This is a genomic window from Candidatus Moranella endobia PCIT, assembly GCF_000219175.1.
Classification (GTDB): domain Bacteria; phylum Pseudomonadota; class Gammaproteobacteria; order Enterobacterales; family Enterobacteriaceae; genus Moranella; species Moranella endobia.
The window spans coordinates 352,466-372,178 of record NC_015735.1 but is presented as its reverse complement, the minus strand read 5'-3'; the positions used below and the strand labels follow the sequence as shown (position 1 = coordinate 372,178).

The 19,713-nt window shown below is 44.1% G+C and carries 14 protein-coding genes, 2 tRNA genes and 4 pseudogenes; 2 read left to right on the top strand and 18 right to left on the bottom strand.

Going from position 1 to position 19,713, the window contains the following annotated elements; genetic code table 11:
• Positions 1–439: 439 nt before the first annotated feature.
• From pnp to greA, 14 genes and pseudogenes are all read right to left on the bottom strand, one after another.
• Positions 440–2,533, bottom strand: a complete 2,094-nt coding sequence (gene pnp, locus MEPCIT_RS01575) for a polyribonucleotide nucleotidyltransferase (RefSeq protein WP_015580483.1) — start codon at positions 2,531–2,533, stop codon at positions 440–442.
• 218 nt (positions 2,534–2,751) lie between these two features.
• Positions 2,752–3,021, bottom strand: a complete 270-nt coding sequence (rpsO, locus tag MEPCIT_RS01570) for a 30S ribosomal protein S15 (protein WP_013975693.1) — start codon at positions 3,019–3,021, stop codon at positions 2,752–2,754.
• A gap of 140 nt (positions 3,022–3,161) precedes the next feature.
• Positions 3,162–4,106, bottom strand: a complete 945-nt coding sequence (gene truB, locus MEPCIT_RS01565; protein WP_013975692.1) for a tRNA pseudouridine(55) synthase TruB — start codon at positions 4,104–4,106, stop codon at positions 3,162–3,164.
• Between the two features lie 6 nt (positions 4,107–4,112).
• Positions 4,113–4,529, bottom strand: coding sequence for a 30S ribosome-binding factor RbfA (rbfA, locus tag MEPCIT_RS01560; RefSeq protein ID WP_013975691.1), 417 nt, complete (start codon positions 4,527–4,529; stop codon positions 4,113–4,115).
• A gap of 89 nt (positions 4,530–4,618) precedes the next feature.
• A pseudogene (gene infB / locus MEPCIT_RS01555) lies at positions 4,619–6,922 on the bottom strand (translation initiation factor IF-2); the annotation flags it as partial.
• A 119-nt stretch (positions 6,923–7,041) separates the two neighbouring features.
• Positions 7,042–7,324 (bottom strand): annotated as a pseudogene (locus MEPCIT_RS02555) (IF-2-associated domain-containing protein); the annotation flags it as partial.
• 24 nt (positions 7,325–7,348) lie between these two features.
• Positions 7,349–8,839: a transcription termination factor NusA gene (nusA, locus tag MEPCIT_RS01550; RefSeq protein WP_013975689.1), complete on the bottom strand. Its 1,491-nt coding sequence runs from the start codon at positions 8,837–8,839 to the stop codon at positions 7,349–7,351.
• A gap of 60 nt (positions 8,840–8,899) precedes the next feature.
• A pseudogene (locus MEPCIT_RS02410) lies at positions 8,900–9,241 on the bottom strand (LSm family protein).
• Positions 9,242–9,511: 270 nt separating this feature from the next.
• Positions 9,512–9,588 (bottom strand) — tRNA-Met (locus MEPCIT_RS01545).
• A gap of 77 nt (positions 9,589–9,665) precedes the next feature.
• Positions 9,666–9,752, bottom strand: a tRNA-Leu gene (locus MEPCIT_RS01540).
• Between the two features lie 58 nt (positions 9,753–9,810).
• The gene (secG, locus tag MEPCIT_RS01535; protein ID WP_013975688.1) at positions 9,811–10,143 is read right to left on the bottom strand and encodes a preprotein translocase subunit SecG; all 333 of its coding nucleotides are present in this window, start codon (positions 10,141–10,143) and stop codon (positions 9,811–9,813) included.
• Between the two features lie 480 nt (positions 10,144–10,623).
• Complete coding sequence (gene ftsH, locus MEPCIT_RS01530; protein ID WP_013975687.1) at positions 10,624–12,501, bottom strand: ATP-dependent zinc metalloprotease FtsH; 1,878 nt, start codon at positions 12,499–12,501, stop codon at positions 10,624–10,626.
• Positions 12,502–12,567: 66 nt separating this feature from the next.
• Positions 12,568–13,197 (bottom strand): 23S rRNA (uridine(2552)-2'-O)-methyltransferase RlmE, encoded by a 630-nt coding sequence (gene rlmE / locus MEPCIT_RS01525; protein WP_013975686.1) that lies wholly within the window; start codon positions 13,195–13,197, stop codon positions 12,568–12,570.
• A gap of 335 nt (positions 13,198–13,532) precedes the next feature.
• Positions 13,533–14,009 carry a transcription elongation factor GreA gene (gene greA / locus MEPCIT_RS01520; protein ID WP_015580480.1) on the bottom strand — a complete coding sequence of 159 codons (477 nt, stop codon included), beginning with the start codon at positions 14,007–14,009 and terminating at the stop codon, positions 13,533–13,535.
• Between the two features lie 405 nt (positions 14,010–14,414).
• Between greA and MEPCIT_RS01515 the strand changes: the two genes are divergently transcribed.
• Positions 14,415–14,624 (top strand): hypothetical protein, encoded by a 210-nt coding sequence (locus MEPCIT_RS01515; protein WP_041186155.1) that lies wholly within the window; start codon positions 14,415–14,417, stop codon positions 14,622–14,624.
• 228 nt (positions 14,625–14,852) lie between these two features.
• Here the strand turns inward: MEPCIT_RS01515 and cgtA are convergent.
• The 4 genes and pseudogenes from cgtA to tadA form a co-directional block, all read right to left on the bottom strand.
• A pseudogene (gene cgtA / locus MEPCIT_RS01510) lies at positions 14,853–15,869 on the bottom strand (Obg family GTPase CgtA); the annotation flags it as partial.
• A gap of 335 nt (positions 15,870–16,204) precedes the next feature.
• A complete protein-coding gene (rpmA, locus tag MEPCIT_RS01505; protein ID WP_013975683.1) occupies positions 16,205–16,462 on the bottom strand; it encodes a 50S ribosomal protein L27 in 258 nt (85 codons plus the stop codon).
• A 20-nt stretch (positions 16,463–16,482) separates the two neighbouring features.
• Positions 16,483–16,794, bottom strand: a complete 312-nt coding sequence (rplU, locus tag MEPCIT_RS01500; protein WP_015580479.1) for a 50S ribosomal protein L21 — start codon at positions 16,792–16,794, stop codon at positions 16,483–16,485.
• Positions 16,795–17,460: 666 nt separating this feature from the next.
• Positions 17,461–17,946, bottom strand: coding sequence for a tRNA adenosine(34) deaminase TadA (tadA, locus tag MEPCIT_RS01495; protein ID WP_015580478.1), 486 nt, complete (start codon positions 17,944–17,946; stop codon positions 17,461–17,463).
• 510 nt (positions 17,947–18,456) lie between these two features.
• On the opposite strand from tadA, the gene MEPCIT_RS01490 reads away from it, so the two are divergent.
• Positions 18,457–19,467, top strand: coding sequence for an AI-2E family transporter (locus tag MEPCIT_RS01490; RefSeq protein ID WP_013975680.1), 1,011 nt, complete (start codon positions 18,457–18,459; stop codon positions 19,465–19,467).
• Positions 19,468–19,713: the final 246 nt, after the last annotated feature.

Below are 19,713 nucleotides of genomic sequence, written 5' to 3'. Positions count from 1 at the left end.
GCCTATAAACATTAACAGCATAAACTGGCTCACATTAGATTTAAAACATAAAATACTCATAGCTGAAAAATAGTAAGTCTTGCACTTAGCCTAAAAGCGCCAATAACAATTGTTACCGATTACTGTCAAGGTCTGGCGTCTCAGCTACTGTATAACAGTACTTAATAAGGTAATGCACGTTGTTATAAAAATTATAAACCATGATGGTGAACAGGGCAGAAGCGATGATCGTAGTTGTTTCTATTCGAGCAAAAACCATAGCCAGCGGAACAGATTACGGTAGCTAAGGTACGGTTAGAGTTTCTCTACCAGACCAGTCATTGTAACGTAACTAACCACCAGCAAGGCAGTCTTCCCCCTACCGAATAAATTTGCTAGACGTACTTCCTGTCCTCCATCATGTTAACAAACTGCTTCGCAATCAGGATGCTAACTGCATCTAGTTGGTGGTGATACTAGCTTCCTTGATGCTGAGGCGCACGCGACCTTGACGGTCCACTTCCAGCACCTTAACATGCACTTCCTGGCCAAGTTCCAGATAATCATTTACTTTATCTATACGTTTATTAGCAATCTGGGAGATATGCACCAACCCTTCTTTACCACCAACGAGGGCAACAAATGCACCGAAGTCAACGATACGGGTGACTTTACCGTTATAAACACGGTTAACTTCAATTTCCGAGGTAATCTCTTCAATGCGGCAAATTGCTGCGCGGGCTTTATTACTGTCGTTGGATGAGACTTTCACGGTACCGTCATCTTCAATTTCTATCGTAGTGCCAGTTTCTTCGGTTAGCGCGCGGATAACAGAACCGCCTTTACCAATTACATCCTTGATTTTATCGGAACTGATTTTAATAGTATGAATGCGAGGCGCAAATTCAGAAATATCACCACGTGGCGAGCTGATTGCCAGCTCCATGACGTCAAGAATATGCATGCGCGCGCTCTTAGCTTGATTCAGCGCCACCTGCATGATTTCGCTGTTTATGCCTTCAATTTTAATATCCATCTGTAGTGCAGTAATTCCTTCACGGCTGCCAGCAACTTTGAAATCCATATCGCCTAGATGATCTTCATCACTCAGAATATCTGATAACACCATGAAATTATCTTTTTCTTTTATCAGTCCCATGGCAATACCGGCCACTGCTGCCTTAATTGGAACCCCAGCATCCATCAGTGCTAGTGAAGCGCCGCACACAGAAGCCATGGATGATGAGCCGTTAGATTCCGTTATTTCCGATACTACGCGTACGGTGTAAGGGAACTCGCTAGCGTTTGGCATCACAGCCATAACACCACGTTTAGCCAGCCGGCCGTGGCCTATTTCACGGCGCTTTGGTGCACCTACCACGCCAATTTCACCGACGCAGTAAGGTGGAAAATTGTAGTGTAACAGGAACCTTTCTATACGTTCACCAGTCAATTCATCGATATTCTGCGCGTTGCGCTCAGTACCTAGAGTTGCAGTGACTAACGCCTGGGTTTCCCCGCGGGTGAACAGCGCCGACCCATGGGTACGTGGCAATACTCCTGTGCGCACGTCCAGACCGCGAATCATATCTTTCTCACGGCCATCAATACGCGGTTCACCGCGTAGTATGCGACTACGCACCACATTTTTCTCCAACGTACCCAGGATGTCTCTAATGGTATTTTGATTTATATTGTCGTCCTTGCTTGTCAGCTCTTCTACGACATCGGCCTTAATAGCATCCAACATGGCATAACGTTCTTGCTTCTGAGTAATGTAATAAGCATCGCTTAAACGGGCTTCTGCCAGCTCTGTTACTCGCTCCTGCAGAGCGACATCAACGTCGGGCATATTATATGGCCACTTTGGTTTACCTGCTAAGGTTACTAGTTGATGTATATTCTCAATCACTACCTGCTGCTGATTATGTCCGTATACTATTGCGCCTAGCATTTGCTCTTCACTTAACAGCTGCGCTTCGGATTCTACCATCAGTACCGCATTCTCTGTCCCAGCAACCACCAAATCTAGTCGACTTGTTGCCAGTTCAGCCTGGGTAGGGTTAAGCACATACTGGTCGTTAATGTAACCAACTCGCGCGGCGCCAATAGGTCCACTAAAAGGAATACCAGATAAACTAAGCACGGCGGAAACCCCAATCATTGCCACTATATCTGGGCTAACTTGTGGATTGCCTGATACCACCGTGGCTATAACTTGTACTTCGTTAAGAAAACCTGCCGGGAATAGCGGACGTATTGGACGGTCTATTAGGCGCGCAATTAGGGTTTCGCCTTCGCTCGGGCGGCCTTCACGTCGGAAAAAACCGCCTGGAAAGCGTCCTGCGGCGTAAGTTCGCTCCTGATAGTTAACGGTCAACGGGAAGTAACTTTGTCCTATTTTTGCATCTTTGGCACCAACAACCGTTACTAAGACTGCTGTGTCGTCCATGCTAACCATTACTGCAGCAGTTGCCTGACGAGCCATTATACCTGTTTCCAGGGTTACGGTATGCTGACCATATTGAAACTTATGTACAAGTGGAGTTAACAAAATAATTTCCTTTTTCAAAGGGAATGGTCCTGTTATCGACCATGATTGACTAATAATCTTCTCATTAGCTTCAGCTTCTAACCTCAGCCATGGAAGAGTGGTGGAAAAATTACTTAATCTGAATTTTCAGCGCCACGGTCTGCTACGTATAAGCACTTAAGCACTGCCTAGAAGAAAGGGGCCCAATATCAGGCCCCTTTCTCTTGAAACTGTTTAGCTTAGCGCCGCAGACCTAGGTTGTCGATTAAGATAGTGTAACGTCCCATATCTTTACCCTTTAAGTAGTCAAGCAGCTTACGACGCTGTGAAACTATACGTAGCAGACCGTGGCGGCTATGGTGATCTTTTTGATGTTTATCAAAATGAACTTGCAGCTGGCTAATCTGAGCGGTTAATAAAGCAATTTGTACTTCAGGGTAACCACTATCTTTGGTATCACGACCAAAATTAGCAATAATGTTCTTTTTTTCTTCAACACTTAGAGACATGATAACACTCCAACCAAAAGAACTTTGGAATAGTGGAATAATAGATTCACTAACGCCGATATCACGCCCCACTTCCCAAAGTTGGCTATTCTACTATCAACAAGCAATGAGCGCAATATGATTGCATTAGCATCGATCACTTACTTGGTTCTGCTTGTTGCTATTAACCTAATCGGCTTCAGCCTACCCGGTGTAGAGATTTCGCCAATGCCAAAAAAGCGCCCAGCATCCCCCTCGGTCAGCCGCACCATACCTACCTTTAGTTGCTTGGTCACTGCTACTGGTTGTCCTAGCCGTACTCTGGCAGCGATGTCAGACAGCAAATTGACCACTGGTATATCAGCCATGGCACTGTCCATTGGTAACAGCAGTGCGTCCAGGCGATCCAGAGTTTCTGGCGCCTCAGGTGCTTCGGCGGTGATGTTCTGTAACGCTGCCAGCGTTACCATACGCTCAGTAGAGTAGCTGGCCACAGCCAGCCGGCGTAGCGCAGCAACGTGCGCACCACAACCAAGAAGTTCACCCAAGTCATCTATAATGGTGCGAATATAGGTACCTTTGGCACAATGAATTTCCAACTCTACCTTAGTATGATCCCAGTAGTGTAAGTGTAAATCATAAACGTGAATGGTCCGTGCCTCGCGTGCTACCGTTATACCCTTGCGAGCATATTCGTACAATGGGCGCCCATGATGCTTCAGCGCCGAAAATATCGAAGGCAACTGTATGCTTTTTCCGCGGAAGTGGTCAAGAGCCGCCTCCAGCCGCGATTGGTCGATAAACACCGGACGACAGCTGACCGTACGGCCTTCAGCATCAGAGGTATCGGTACGTTTACCGAGCAGAGCAGTAACCATATAGCGTTTATTAGCATTCAGCAAATACTGGGAAAACTTTGTTGCTTCACCAAAGCAAACCGGCAGCATACCGGTTGCTAGAGGATCAAGCGCGCCAGTATGCCCTGCCCTATTAACGCGAAACAACCGCTTAACTTTTTGCAAAAGAGCATTAGAAGAAATACCAAGCGGTTTATCTAGCAAGATAATACCATCGATATCACGGCCACGACTACTTTGACGTCCCATCTCCCATCAGTGTCCTAGTTTTTCATCTGCTTTCTGGCTTGTGCTGCCGCCAAGGCGGTGGTTGTTTAATATCCTACTTACTCTACTGACCAGATTAGATATACGTATACCCTCCACCAGTGATTTATCGTAGACAAATTTAAGCTCTGGTACAACTCGCAAACACATAGCTTTACCTAACATGCTACGAATAAAACCTGTAGCGGCCTGTAGCGCTCGGATACCGGTTTGCGCCTGTTCGAGTGAATTGTCATTCAAAAAAGTTACGAACACTTTGACATAAGCAAGATCGCGCGAAACTTCAACCCCGGACACGGTCGCCATGACGACACGGGGATCTTTTATTTCACGCTGCAGTATAATTGCTATTTCCTTTTTTATCTCCTGGGAAACACGCTGGAGGCGGCTAGATTCTTTTTTCATGGGAAAAGTTCCATACTGGTTGCTGGCGCCTCTTAGGTGATATTTGCTAATCACCCATTAGCTAGTCAGCTAGTAGTTTAGTAGTTAAGTTAATCAATTGCAGCACGTTGGATCGCGATGTTTTCAAATACTTCGATCACATCACCTGAGCAAATGTTGTTATAATTTTTCACGCCAATGCCGCATTCCATGCCATTACGTACTTCGTTAACGTCATCTTTGAAGCGACGTAGTGACTCCAGTTCTCCTTCGTAGATCACCACGTTTTCCCGTAGCACACGTATCTTATTATGACGTTTGACTACTCCTTCCGTTACCATACAACCAGCAATTGCGCCGAATTTCTGGGCCAGAAATACATCGCGTACTTCCGCTAAGCCAATAATTTCCTGTTTATATTTGGGCGCCAGCATGCCGCTTATCGCCTGTTTGATTTCAGAAATCAAATCGTAGATAACCGAGTAATAGCGTAGATCACGATTTTCCGCTTCGATAATGCGGCGAGCGGATGCATTAGCACGTACGTTAAAGCCTATGATGATGGCGTTGGAAGCCGCAGCTAGCGTAGCATCAGCCTCAGTAATGCCGCCTACACCGGCACCTATAATCTTTACCTTTACCTCGTCAGTAGATAAAGTCTCCAGCGCTTCACTGATAGCTTCTGTGGAACCCTGTACGTCTGACTTCAGCACAATGTTAAGCTCGGATACTACCCCTTCGGTCATGTTGGTGAACATGCTTTCCAGTTTTGACTTCTGTTGCCGTGCCAATTTTACTTCACGAAACTTGCCTTGGCGATATAGTGCTACTTCACGTGCTTTCTTTTCGTCGCGTACTACTGTTGCTTCATCACCGGCTGCAGGTACTCCAGAAAGACCTAATAGCTCGACTGGTATTGACGGTCCGGCGGAGGCCACATAACGACCAAATTCGTCACGCATGGCACGAACGCGACCGTACTCAAAACCACACAAGACAATGTCACCAAGATTTAGAGTACCTTCACGCACTAGCACAGTCGCTACTGGACCACGACCCTTGTCCAGGCCAGATTCGATCACTACCCCACTGGCCATGCCATTGCCAATGGCTTTTAATTCAAGCAATTCCGTCTGTAGCAAGATAGCGTTCAACAATTCATCAATACCCTGGCCTGATTTTGCAGAAACTAGTACAAATTGGCTTTCACCACCCCATTCTTCAGGAATAATACCATATTGGGTAAGTTTATTTTTGACTTGATCTGGATTTGCTTCTGGTTTATCGATCTTATTCACCGCTACTACTACCGGCACTTGTGCCGCTTTTGCGTGCTGGATAGCTTCGATCGTCTGCGGCATAACGCCGTCATCGGCAGCTACTACCAGTACCACGATATCAGTTGCCTGCGCACCTCGCGCCCGCATTGCGGTAAATGCGGCATGCCCTGGGGTATCTAGAAAGGTTATCATGCCGTTATCGGTTTCAACATGATAGGCACCAATATGTTGTGTCATGCCCCCTGCCTCACTCGCTGCCACTTTAGTTGAACGTATATAGTCCAAGAGTGAGGTTTTACCATGGTCGACGTGGCCCATGATGGTCACTACCGGTGCCCGCAATTTAGCGGTGGCGAAGCTGCCAGTGTCGCGGTCGGACATAACCGCCTCTTCCAGCTCGTTTTCACGGCGAACAGTAACTTTATGACCCATTTCTTCTGCAACTAATTGTGCTGTTTCCTGATCTATCACCTGGTTAATAGTAGCCATGGCTCCCATCTTCATCATGGCTGTGATAACATAAGATCCTTTTACCGCCATCTTGTTCGCCAAGTCAGCAACGGTGATTGTTTCGCCGATCATCACATCGCGGTTCACCGTCTGCACTGGCTTGTTAAAGCCTTGCATCAGAGTGTTAGTTTTGCGCTTACTCTTACCACCACGTACCACGGCACGGGCTTCTTCGCGATCTGCTTTTGCTTCGGACAAGCGGCTGGTTTTCTTCTGTTTAGCGGCTTTACCACCACGGTTGCGGCGGCGAGCGCCTTCCAATTTGCGATCGTTTTCATCTTCCGCTTCTCTGGCATGATGGGAGGTAGTTACGTGGTAATCGTTTGTATCTTCCTCTACAGGATTAGGCACGTTATCCCAAGTACCGCCATGTTCTTCAGCCATACGACATGCCTCTTCCACGACCTTGCGAGCATTTTCTTCTACTTTGCGCCGCACCTCTTCTTCCGCTTTGCGTCTTATTTCTGCGTTTTTGGCTTCACGGCGCGCTTGTTCAGCAGCTAGTGGTGACTGAGCAGTAATAATATTGGACTGATGATTAGTCAACATTTCTGCCGCTGCTACATGTGCTGCTTGCCCAGTTGCCTGCAGCTTAGCCTGATCTTCCGCTGCGTATTTGACTTTTTTACCAATATTACGACGCGATTGTTCAGTAGCGTCCAAATTTGCCTGCGGCTGAATCAGTTTTTCTCCCGCATACTTGGTGTTTTCTGTTGCGTCAGCTTGTTCTATTGCCTGCGGATTAAATTGCACATAGGTGCGCTTTTTACGCACTTCTATTTGTACCGACTTACTTTTTCCACTATTGCTAGTAAAATTCAAGGTGCGAAGCGTTTTGCGCTGCACAGTTAATCTCTTGAGCTTGGTACCGTGCGCGCTAAGGTAAGCCAGTAAAGTGTCTTTTTCTTGTTGGGTCACATAATCCACTGCGGTTTTGTTAATGCCTGTATCAGCAAATATCTGTACCAGGCGATCTACCGTAGTTTGTATTTCTGATGCGAGCGATTTTACGGTTACATCTGTCATGCTATTTTCATTTCCTGATACATTTTATTCAACTTTGTTGCCAAACCAGCAAATATTGCGTGCTGCCATAATTAACTCACCAGCTTGTTCGCTACTTATCCCGGCAATATCGGCAATATCGTCGACGCTCTGTTCTGCAAGATTTTCTAGCGTGCAAATTCCACGATCTGCTAGCTGGCATGACATATCACGCTCAATTTTAGGAAGACACAGCAGTTCTTCATTTAGTATATGAGTACCCATATTTTCTTGCCGCGCCAAGGCCAGCATAGTCAGAGCATCCTGCGCGCGTGCGCGCAGCGCTGTTACCATTTGTTCATCAAACCCTTCAATGGTTAGTAGTTCGTTTATTGGTACATAGGCCAACTCTTCAAGAGAAGAGAAACCTGCCGCCATAAGAACTGTGGCGAGCTCTGCATCGATCTCAAGATGACGGGTAAACAGATCGATTACTGCCTTGGCTTCAGCTTGATGTGTTGCTTGCAGATCTTCTACTGTCATTACGTTCAGCTCCCAGCCACTAAGCTGGGAAGCTAGCCGGACATTTTGTCCATTGCGGCCAATAGCCTGTGCAAGATTACTGGATTCGACTGCAATATCCATCATATGCTTATCCTCATCAATTACTATGTAGGCGACATCGGCAGGTGCCATGGCATTAATCACGAACTGGGCTGGATTGTCATCCCACAGCACGATATCAATTCGTTCGCCGCATAGTTCTCTGGATACCGCCTGGACTCGCGCGCCTCGCATACCAACACAGGCGCCAACAGGGTCAATGCGCTTGTCGTTGGTCTTTACAGCAATTTTTGCCCTTGAACCGGGATCTCGAATAGCCGCCTTGATTTCAATAACTTCTTCGCCAATTTCTGGTACTTCAATCCGGAACAGTTCGACTAACATCTCTGGACGCGACCTACTGACCAATAGTTGAGCGCCTCGCGCTTCCGGACGAATAGCATATAACACCCCGCGGATACGATCACCAGGGCGGAAATTTTCACGCGGTAGCATGTCCTCGCGGCTGATCATTGCTTCAGCATTATTACCAAGATCTAGACTGATGCTGTCCCGATTAATTTTTTTTACTACGCCAGTGATAATCTTACCTTCATGACTGCGGAACTTATCAATAACCATCTTCCGTTCGGCTTCACGAACCTTCTGGACGATCACTTGCTTAGCAGTTTGGGTAGTAATGCGATCAAATACTACAGATTCAATTTGATCTTCTATGTAGCTGCCAAGCTGTATTTGCGGATTATCAAATTGCGCCGCATCCAAGGTAATTTCCCTGGTAGGATGTATTACTTTATCCACTATTAGCCAACGGCGGAAAGTATCAAATTCCCCAGACTTGCGATCGATGCTAACGCGGACTTCTATGTTCTGTTCGTATTTTTTCTTAGTAGCAGTGGCTAGTGCTATTTCTAGCGCTTCGAAAATTTTTCCCCGCGGGACGGCTTTCTCATTAGACACTGCCTCAACAACAGCCAGAATTTCTTTATTCATCCTAGTTGCCTTAGTAAAGCGTTAAAATTTGGTTACCAGGTTCGCTTTCTGGATCTTGTTTTAAAATAACACTTCATCTTGACCTGCCACCGTTACGTTGATTATTTCACCGTTAACAGCTTTAATTATTCCCTGTCATTTACGGCGGCTTTGCACCGCAATGCGCAGCAGCAAATTGTCTAAACTGTGGCGGGTAAACAGTTGTCGATCCAGGCCAGGTGATTAGGTTTCAAGACTATAAGCCAGGGATATAATAGGATCTTCTCCATCAATTAACGTGCTGATCTGTTTGTTTACCTCAGAACAATCATCAATATTAATACCATCTTCATGATCAATATAAATGCGCAGCGTTGATTAACGGCAACGAATAAATTCAATACCTAACAACTCAAATCCCATTGCTTCCACAGGTTTTTTGAACAGTTTTGTCAAGTATTTATTGTTATAATGTAGACAAGTTCACCCAAACCCCAAAGACATAAAAAAAGGGCCTAATTAGCCCAATTTACCGTAGTTAAATACTGAAACTGTCTCAACATTTGAGGGTTTTCATGATCTTGACCTAGTCAAGAGGCGGTTTTCAACCGATTGTCAAATAAGCATGGTTATTATGTATATTTAAAGATAACTATACTTGGCTGCCTAGCTTTACAAGCTCTATCCAAAATTTGGTTGCGGGGGTCGGATTTGAACCGACGACCTTCGGGTTATGAGCCCGACGAGCTACCATGCTGCTCCACCCCGCGTCTAAGTTAAATAATAAGCTAATCGTCAAAAAAAAGCAACTTATATCTCCAAAAAAACATTAATTCTCCTTCTAGCCTGGTGCCGAGGACGGGACTTGAACCCGTAAGCCCCATCGGGCACTACCACCTCAAGGTAGCGTGTCTACCAATTTCACCACCTCGGCACTTTCTTCTAGAATCTAGGATTGCTTTACATTGACAAGGCAAGAAGTAGTTTAACTCTTACTGTGGAATGTTGTTACCCAGTTTTGCTGGTGCTAATTTTGTAACCTGATCTGCTAGTTGCACTTGATTTATATTATCTACCTGGCGACTTTTTTGCTTTTGCCTGCTGATTAGGTTACCTAGCACTAGACTGAGCACGAAGAACAGCATCGCTAACACTGCAGTCATACAAGTGATAATAGTACCGTTACTGCTTGAACCGAACAAGGCGTTACTGGTGTTGGCACTAAACGAACATCCCATATCAGTATTTTTACCTTGTTGTAACATAATCAGCGCAATTAGGCAGAGTACTACGAATAGGTATATGACCAGCAGAGTGAAATACATAATATTCTAGTGTTCTTCCGGTTAACAACGTCAGCAACTACAACCACAAACAACGTACCTGGAACATTCAACTGAAACAACTATGAACTATGAATAATAACTAAAGTACAATTTTATTGCATGTATTGCAAGTAAATTTTGTAGCTACTTCAGTAAACCACTTACACCGCGATATAATACGCTATATGGTTAATCTGCATGCACGATCTATTCCTCCTCTTCTTCTAAGATAAGGCTAACTTTGGATCGGTACCATACTTATATAAAATAACTCGCCCGTGGGCGCCTAACTGTTACTAAACCTCTGTGCTTGTATGTATACCAGCTTAGCTGACAGCGAGATGCGCGTAGCGTCAAGGTTCCGTGAACGTTATCGAGTTGCATTGTTGCGGCGCTACTATGGTGAGAGTATCGCATGATGCTACCAGTATCTAATGACTATTACTATGATCGATTACCGTATTATTCAACAATAGCACTCTATGTCTTCGGCGGGCACGTAGTAACTTCATCGCAGCTCTTATCAGAGACGATATTATCCCAACCAGCAGGCGGGCGCACAATCGCTTTGCGGCTCATAAGATCGTCAATCTGTTGTGCATCGATGGTCTCATATTTCATCAAAGCATCTTTCATAGCATGCAGAATATCCATATTATCCATCAGCAATTTATGGGCATGGACATAGTTTCGCTCAATCAGTGACTTAACTTCTTGATCGATTATGCGCGCTGTTTCATCAGATATATGCTTCATCTTGCCAACTACTGCACGACCAAGCAAAATTTCCTCCTCTTCCTCCGCATATAGCATCGGACCCAACTTATCCGAGAAGCCCCACTGGGTAACCATATTGCGAGCAATCGATGTCGCTACTTTAATATCGTTAGACGCTCCAGTAGATACTTTTGCCGGACCATATATAATCTCCTCAGCTAGCCGACCACCGTATAGAGTGGCGATTTGGCTTTCCAACTTCTGGCGGCTAGCGCTAATAGCATCTCCTTCTGGTAGGAAAAATGTCACTCCTAGGGATTGACCACGCGGGATAATGGTAACTTTATGCAACGGATCATGCTCTGGCACTAAACGGCCTATGATCGCATGGCCAGCCTCGTGGTAGGCGGTAGCTTCTTTTTGCATTTCAGTCATAACCATTGAACGTCGCTCGGTGCCCATCATAATTTTATCTTTGGCCTTCTCCAATTCTACCATCGTCACTATGAGCTTACTGTCGCGAGCGGCAAATAACGCCGCTTCGTTCACTAGGTTGGCCAAATCAGCACCAGAAAAGCCAGGCGTACCGCGCGCAATTACCGAAGCATCAATATCGGGCGCTAACGGCACACTTCGCATGTGTACCTTTAGAATTTGTTCTCTACCACGGACATCAGGTAGACCAACCACCACTTGTCGGTCAAAACGTCCTGGACGTAGCAGCGCCGGATCCAGAACGTCTGGGCGGTTGGTAGCTGCAATGACAATAACACCTTCATTGCCGTCAAACCCATCCATTTCCACAAGCATCTGGTTTAGAGTCTGTTCACGCTCATCGTGACCGCCGCCTAGGCCAGCACCACGTTGACGCCCGACGGCGTCGATTTCATCGATAAAAATGATACAAGGCGCAGCTTTTTTCGCCTGTTCGAACATATCCCGAACGCGGGAAGCGCCAACACCAACAAACATCTCCACGAAGTCAGAACCGGAAATAGTAAAAAACGGTACCTTGGCTTCCCCCGCGATAGCCTTTGCCAGCAGAGTTTTACCGGTTCCTGGCGGTCCAACCATTAGCACGCCTTTAGGAATCTTGCCGCCTAGCTTTTGGAAACGGCTTGGTTCGCGTAAGTAATCAACTAGCTCATGTACCTCTTCCTTCGCTTCATCGCAACCTGCGACATCAGCGAAGGTCGTTTTTATCTGGTCTTCTGTCAACATCCGCGCCTTACTCTTGCCGAACGACATAGCGCCTTTGCCACCACTACCCTGTATTTGGCGCATAAAGAATATCCATACTCCAATTAGTAAGAGCATCGGGAACCAAGATATAAAGATGGAAGCTAGTAGGCTAGGTTCTTCCGGTGGCTCACCCACCACTTTGACATTTTTGGTCAAAAGAATATCTAGCAGCTTGAGATCGTTGACCGGAATATAGGTAGTGTAATGATTATTGTCTTTTTTGGTAACAGTTATTTCACGACCGTTAATGCGTGCTTCACGAACCTGATTTTGATGCAATTCTGACATAAAGGTAGAGTAATCTACTCTATGTCTACTATACTCGCTGGGCCTGAAACTCTGGAATACCGACATCAGCACAATTGCGATAATTAGCCATAGAATCAGGTTCTTCGCCATATCCCTCAAGGTAGGAACCTCATATTGCCACCAAACTGTTGAACAATTAATAGTTGAATTAGATTACTATAATTTGTTTCCTGTCGCCACAATGTAAACTTCGCGGGAGCTTGCACGAGAAGCCTGCGGTTTACGAATTTTTACCTGTCTAAACCGAGAGCGTATTATCTGTAGATAGCCATCAAAACCATCTCCCTGAAAAACTTTAACTAGAAAAGTACCACCAGGCGCCAGCACATCCTTACACATGTCTAATGCTAGCTCAACGAGATACATTGATTTAGGAATATCGATTGCTGACATACCGCTCATATTAGGCGCCATGTCTGACAGCAACACCTGCACCTTTTGTTGGCCTATACGTTCAATTAGTGCCTGCAGGACCAGATGGTCACGAACATCGCCACGCATAAATTCAACGCCCACAATCGGATCCATTGGCAGAATATCACATGCAATAACACGCCCTGTGCTGCCGATTTGCGTAGCAACATATTGCGACCAGCCGCCGGGCGCGGCGCCTAAATCAACTACCGTCATCCCTGGGCGAAATGGTTTGTCGCTCTGCTGTATTTCAGCAAGTTTAAACCAGGCACGAGAACGCAGTCCTTGTTTTTTTGCCTGCTGAAAATATTTATCGCTATAGTGTTTCTGCTGCCATAAGCTGGAACTGACAGAACGCTTGTTAGTCGCCATTTTAATGGTCCAACTATAAAATAGTGTCGTAGTGGAAAAATTTTGCCAATTATGCGCCGACTCATATTAATACCTAGGCAAAGAAACGCCTGAAGTCATGCTCATCGAAGGCGTTGAAGAATATGAAGTGATCAAGGTAATAATGGGATAGATAAAATAGAGTTCTTTCTACTATTGCTGTCACGGTTGTTGCACACATGGTACATCATCCTTATCTTCTAACATTATAGTAATGTAAATACTAGCTCAACACACCAACAATATTTTTTGTTGCATACAGTTCATGGTTGGCAACTGGTCAAGAATGAAGGCCAATAACGGCGCCAACATGACGCTTATAGATATTGTACCTTTAATATTTCGTACTCAACCTCTCCACCAGGGGTGTTAATAACAACAAAATCCCCTTCTTCTTTGCCAACCAGCCCGCGGGCGATGGGAGAATTAATTGAAATTAAGTTTTGCTTGAAATCAGCCTCATCGTCGCCAACAATGCGATATGTTTGTTGATGGTCACTCTCCAGATTCGCTACACTTACCGTAGCACCAAAAATTACCCGGCCGCTCGGGGCAAACTTAGTCACATCGATTACCTGCGCATTGGACAGTTTTGCATCTATTGCCTGGATGCGTCCTTCACAGAAGCCCTGTTGTTCCCTGGCAGCATGGTACTCGGCGTTTTCTTTTAAATCACCTTGCTCGCGTGCTTCCGCAATCGACCGGATAATTTCGGGACGACGGATGCTTTTGAGATATTCTAGCTCTTCCCTGAGTTTTTTAGCGCCACGCATAGTCATCGGAATCTGGTTCATGATCATTATTATGTACCTTTAACGTTCTTAATATTTTGCAGGTGCTGTCACTACTAGATTTTGTGTACTACATGCTGCAGCAGCAACAGCAATCCAAATAACAGTAGGTTTACCTGGCCAATTTAGCCAAGGCAAGCCTAATTTTTGCATGTTTGTACGTATTTTACTGAGAGTTAGGTGTGATTCATAGTGTACTTTGTGTACTTCTTTATGTCTGTTTACATAGAAGCATGAGTATGCAGTCAGGTTATCAAGTGGATAACCTCATGCGTTTTTATCCTGTGAAAACTATACGGTATATCTGTAAAACAAACTGGGTGTTAAAGGTGTAAAATAGGTGCAACGCAGCCTGACATGGATCACTGTAATGTTTAAATACCTAACTTAAACCTCACTCAACATGACATGGGAGTGAGCAACTATCAGTTTGATCATGTTCGTATGCAGCCTATGTATCGTATCGCATCTTATAATCGTGAACAGATAATGTTATTTTGGCTTTTTGGCTTACTTAAGCTATTTATTATTTTGGTTGCAGCAATACCGTTCTCGTTGTTTGAGTTAATTATTCATGCCAAAAATATACCAGAAAAACGTTGGATTAAACTAATCTAATAAGTTTCGGTTAGTCTTCTTGCTATCAGTTTCCATGACCAGGTAAGGAGGGAGTATTAGAACAGCAGCACAATAAATCCAAATATAAAGTTATTTCTTCAGCAATAGCTGCATAATTTATGCACTCTGAAATACTGTTCAGTACTGGCAGCGTTTGCTATGCAGTCATCATCCTCCCACATGCATTATATCAAAATTTCTCCATTTTGGTATTGGAAACTACCTTATTTTAGGATGCGAGTTGATAAAGGTCATAACGTCACCGCACAGCGCCGGCACACCATTGCGGTTAGCGGCGGAAATAAGATAATAATGCCTTTCACTACCCAATGTTTTAGCGATTAACTTGGCACGTGCTGCTGCCTCCTCAGCTTCAAGCAGATCCATTTTATTGAATACCAGCCAGCACGGTTTAGCCGCTAGTTTTTTATCGTAGCGTTCCAACTCTTTTACGATCATATGTGCGTTTTCTACCAGATTGTACTCATCTACTGGCGCTAGATCAATCAGATGCAGTAGCAACTGACAACGCTCTAGATGCTTCAGGAAACGGATGCCCAAACCAGCTCCGTTAGCCGCACCTTCTATTAGGCCAGGAATATCTGCTACTACAAATCGCTGTTCATTCTCCATACGTACTACGCCGAGGCTAGGCACTAACGTAGTAAACGGGTAAGGCGCTACTTTCGGTTTGGCCGCCGATATAGCACGAATAAAAGTGGACTTACCAGCATTGGGCCGACCGAGCATACCAACATCAGCCAACAACATTAATTCTAGCTGGAGCGCTCGGATATCACCTTTGTTACCTTCGGTTTTATGCCGCGGCGACCTATTAATCGAAGATTTAAAACTAGTATTTCCCAGGCCGTGAAAACCACCTTTAGCCACCATCAGCCGCTGCTCGTGACTAATCATGTCGCCTATTACTTCATTGGTATTACAATCAATTACCCTGGTACCAACAGGCACTTTGATGACAATATCTTTGCCGCGCTTGCCGGTACAATCATTACTCTTACCGTTTTGTCCGTTCTCAGCGCGAAAATTTTTCTCAAAACTATAATCGATGAGGTTATTCAGGTTTTCATCTGCCAGTAACCAAACGTCACCGCCGTCGCCACCATCACCACCGTTGGGGCGACCATGGTGAACATATTTTCCCCGGCGAAAGCTAAAGCTGACGCAGCCATTCCCGCCGTTACCTGCCACCACTATAATGGTTGCTTCATCAATAAAATTCATAGTAACTTTCTATCCATAGCTGCCGGGCAGCTTGATAATGTTGTTCACCTCAATTAGCTGTAGCTGCATAATAAGTTAGCATGACGATGTCAAAATTATTAAAATTACAGTTGCTACCGTCGATAGATGAATGACTGAAAAACAGACAAATTTATTTCAGCTAGTAGTGTCAGCACCAGCGAACAACCGATTTAAAATGTTCTATGGAGTAACACTATATTGGGTGAGAACTTAACCATTCTAATCATTTGGTAACATGTATTTTTTTGCTAACATAGTGTAATTAACTAATAATTAACCTAAATAAGAGTCTTTATGGGCTCCTATTAGGATATTTATTCGACAACTACACTCACCAATCGACGGTTCATTGTACCCTTAATTCCAAACTGAATTTTGCCGGTCATCAAAGCAAATAGCGTATGATCCTTGCCGCAGCCTACGTTAGTACCAGGGTGGAATTGAGTTCCACGTTGTCGAACAATAATGCTACCGGCATTTACCAGTTCTCCGCCAAAGCGTTTAACGCCTAGACGTTTGCTTTCTGAGTCTCGACCGTTACGTGTGGAGCCACCAGCTTTTTTGTGTGCCATGAATCAGTTCTCCTTCCTGGTTAGGATCCAATACCAATTATTTTAACGTCAGTGAACCACTGACGATGGCCCTGATGCTTACGAAAGTGCTTACGGCGACGAAATTTGATAATCCTTACTTTTTCGCCACGACCGTGAGCCACTACTTCCGCCGTAATTTTACCGTCGGTTAAAAAAGGACTACCAATCTTAATGTCTTCGCCGTTGACGATCATCATAACCCGGTCAAATTCAACAGTTTTACCTGTGGCGATGTCTAGCTTTTCAAGCCGAACGGTCTGACCTTCTCTTACTCGGTGTTGTTTACCACCGCTGTGGAAAACTCCATACATAACAGACTCCGCTTTCAGCATGCTCAATCTATTTCTTGATTGTGATCTACTAAGATTAAGATTATAAATCATACGAAAAAAGGTAAATAAAGACAAGGTAGAACAAAAAAAACAAAAATTAAACATGATACGATACATTGTCATGTATCTGTCTCTTACTAGTCTTACTAGCTTAACTATTTTCCTAACCGTAAATTACGTGGACGCAATCCAGTACTGATTTTTTGCTCTTATTAATCAGACAATAACTATTGTACAGATTAGGTGATTTTACCAGAACGACCTGCTGTTTATACTCTTAGTAACAGTAACGATCTTGGTTAATTGATTCCTTCTTGATGACGAGATGCTATGCTTTGCAAGCATTGCCACGCTATATTAGCATCAGTTTCATAAACAGTTAGTAGAATGTATCAGCTCGAAATGTTTTATAGATTATAATCTATGCGTTATATTATACCAATATCGGTTAATTTGATCTCAATCCATTACTCTAGCAATAGCTAATACAATAAATACAGTGCGTAATTTTTACTGTAATCGTAACAGTAACATAAATAGTTAAGAAATAATAAATACGTGCCCTAATCGATCATGAACAGCCTAATAGCCTGGTAAAATAAGTAAATCATGCTTTTGTCGAGACTAATTAGGGAAAGTTTAGCGCTAAGATAAGTGCTGTTCCCGCTGCTGATGACGGCGGTGGCGAAAGAAATTGTTTAGCTGGTCCGCGCACGCCGGCGCCAACACGCTACCAGTGATTAGAATATGATGGTTAATACCAGGATGAACAAGTACATTCAGCAGTGATCCGGCAGCGCTGTTTTTTGAGTCGCGCGCGCCAAACACTACACGGCCGATTCTGGCATGAATAATCGCCCCCGCGCACATTATGCACGGCTCTAAAGTCACGTACATAGCCGTATTCAGTAAACGATAATTACCAATTCTCCTACCACCTTGGCGTAAGGCTATGATTTCGGCATGAGCAGTTGGATCATGATTGCGGATGGAACTGTTCCATCCTTCGCTAATAATCTGGTCGTTCAAGACCAGTACCGCACCTACTGGTACCTCACCATCTGCTTCCGCACGCTCAGCTAAACTAATAGCTTGACGCATCCAAAATTCATCACGGTAATGCTGACTCATAATAGTGTTGTTACCCAGGTGATTTATTATAATTCGCACGCACATTATATTCTTCCACCTCGCATGAAGTAGCTAGTATAGCTATTGACATAAGCGCAAGGCGTAGAAAATTTGCGGTAGATGTGTAATATTTTACCCCAATATAAAATTCAACCTCAAGATATTCTATTTTTATAGCGCATAACTTAAGTACGATCGCTGGGGGTACAAATGATCATTTTAAAATAAATACCCCACCCAAAAGAATGGTATGGTCGAGCGATTTAACTGGCATATAAAGATAAATGTGCTGCCACGAACTTCATATGAATAGCTAAATAAAAACTGTGCAGACAGGTCGTTGCCATTACCCAACGTTTTATTCAGTAGAACCACTCTATGACATTCTATGACAGATTAGAACACAGTTGAAACGAAATTATTTAAAACAGCAATTTTATCGTACAGAATGTGATAGCTATCAGCGCAATCCATAAAGGAAACAGCCAGTAATGAAAGGAAATCATAATAATGATTGTAAGTGAGACATGGCTGAAAGCAATATCTTACCTATTGATGTTTATTTTTATCACTATTATCATTCCGTTGCATTTGTTTCCCTGCTTTATCGCCGGATTTCTGACGTATGAGATGAGTATTTCCTTGCTACTGTGGTTTGATCGTCGTCTAGTAGGCAGAGAAAGCGGTCGATTGGTAGTAATGGCGCTGATAGCCGTCGTTTTTTTAACGATTGCACTGATAATTGGTATAGTGCACCAGATAAGCTGCTTTACCACGGATATTCAACGCGGTATCGACATTACAGCAAAAACCAACCGCATTTTTTCCAATGTTAAAAACTGCATCCCTAATTATTTTCCTGTGTTACCACCTAAAAGCACGGAAGAACTGAAAGATAAGTTATTTGACTTGGTTGAATCAAATTCAATTATGATCAGCAATATGGGCAGATCTGTCTTCCACAGACTAATTACTATTGTTATCGGCCTCATAATTGGCGCAGTTATTTCACTAAATAAACCTTCTGACCGTAATAATACATACTTCACGCAGCAGCTTCTAGAACGCTTGCACTATCTTTCTCAAGCTTTCCGTAATATTGTCTTCGCACAAATCAAAGTATCACTGGTAAATACCCTACTTACCTCAATGATTATTCTCTGGTTGTTCCCGCTGTTCGATGTATATCTACCGCTTGGTAAAATGCTGATTTTGGCAACTTTTATCTTTGGCTTACTACCAATTCTCGGTAATCTTATTTCAAATGTTATGATTATTATTTCGGCTATGTCTATCTCATTGAGCGTGGGCGGCGTGATGGCACTGTACCTAATTTTGATTCACAAACTAGAATACTTTCTAAATGCCGAGATAGTTGGCAACCGTATTAATGCTAAATCATGGGAGTTACTACTGGCCATGCTTATCTTAGAGTCAGCTTTTGGGATGGAAGGTTTGATAGCGGCGCCCATTTATTACGCTTATCTGAAAATAGAATTAAGGGCACGTGAGCTTATCTGACTGCTGGTTGCCCAAGGGTGGACACCGCACCATACATTGGAGATAATATCGCGCCCCGGCCAAAATATCAACTTGGCTAGCTCTAGTGAAAATTTATTCTCACTCATACCTATTTTGCTGATCCATGGCTGATAGGTGTGCTTTCGGCAGTAGAGGAACGATTATTGTCGTAATATATTACTTAAGCTCTGACGCACAGTGAAATACTACCAGACAGTACAGCAGCAGCTACTTAACCAGGTACGA

Excerpts from the sequence above, each read along its gene's own strand:
- rpsO (WP_013975693.1), bottom strand. The coding sequence starts at position 3,021 with ATGTCTCTAAGTGTTGAAGAAAAAAAGAACATTATTGCTAATTTTGGT.
- truB (WP_013975692.1), bottom strand. The coding sequence starts at position 4,106 with ATGGGACGTCAAAGTAGTCGTGGCCGTGATATCGATGGTATTATCTTG.
- rbfA (WP_013975691.1), bottom strand. The coding sequence starts at position 4,529 with ATGAAAAAAGAATCTAGCCGCCTCCAGCGTGTTTCCCAGGAGATAAAA.
- nusA (WP_013975689.1), bottom strand. The coding sequence starts at position 8,839 with ATGAATAAAGAAATTCTGGCTGTTGTTGAGGCAGTGTCTAATGAGAAA.
- secG (WP_013975688.1), bottom strand. The coding sequence starts at position 10,143 with ATGTATTTCACTCTGCTGGTCATATACCTATTCGTAGTACTCTGCCTA.
- ftsH (WP_013975687.1), bottom strand. The coding sequence starts at position 12,501 with ATGGCGAAGAACCTGATTCTATGGCTAATTATCGCAATTGTGCTGATG.
- rlmE (WP_013975686.1), bottom strand. The coding sequence starts at position 13,197 with ATGGCGACTAACAAGCGTTCTGTCAGTTCCAGCTTATGGCAGCAGAAA.
- greA (WP_015580480.1), bottom strand. The coding sequence starts at position 14,009 with ATGAACCAGATTCCGATGACTATGCGTGGCGCTAAAAAACTCAGGGAA.
- MEPCIT_RS01515 (WP_041186155.1), top strand. The coding sequence starts at position 14,415 with ATGGGAGTGAGCAACTATCAGTTTGATCATGTTCGTATGCAGCCTATG.
- rpmA (WP_013975683.1), bottom strand. The coding sequence starts at position 16,462 with ATGGCACACAAAAAAGCTGGTGGCTCCACACGTAACGGTCGAGACTCA.
- rplU (WP_015580479.1), bottom strand. The coding sequence starts at position 16,794 with ATGTATGGAGTTTTCCACAGCGGTGGTAAACAACACCGAGTAAGAGAA.
- tadA (WP_015580478.1), bottom strand. The coding sequence starts at position 17,946 with ATGAGTCAGCATTACCGTGATGAATTTTGGATGCGTCAAGCTATTAGT.
- MEPCIT_RS01490 (WP_013975680.1), top strand. The coding sequence starts at position 18,457 with ATGATTGTAAGTGAGACATGGCTGAAAGCAATATCTTACCTATTGATG.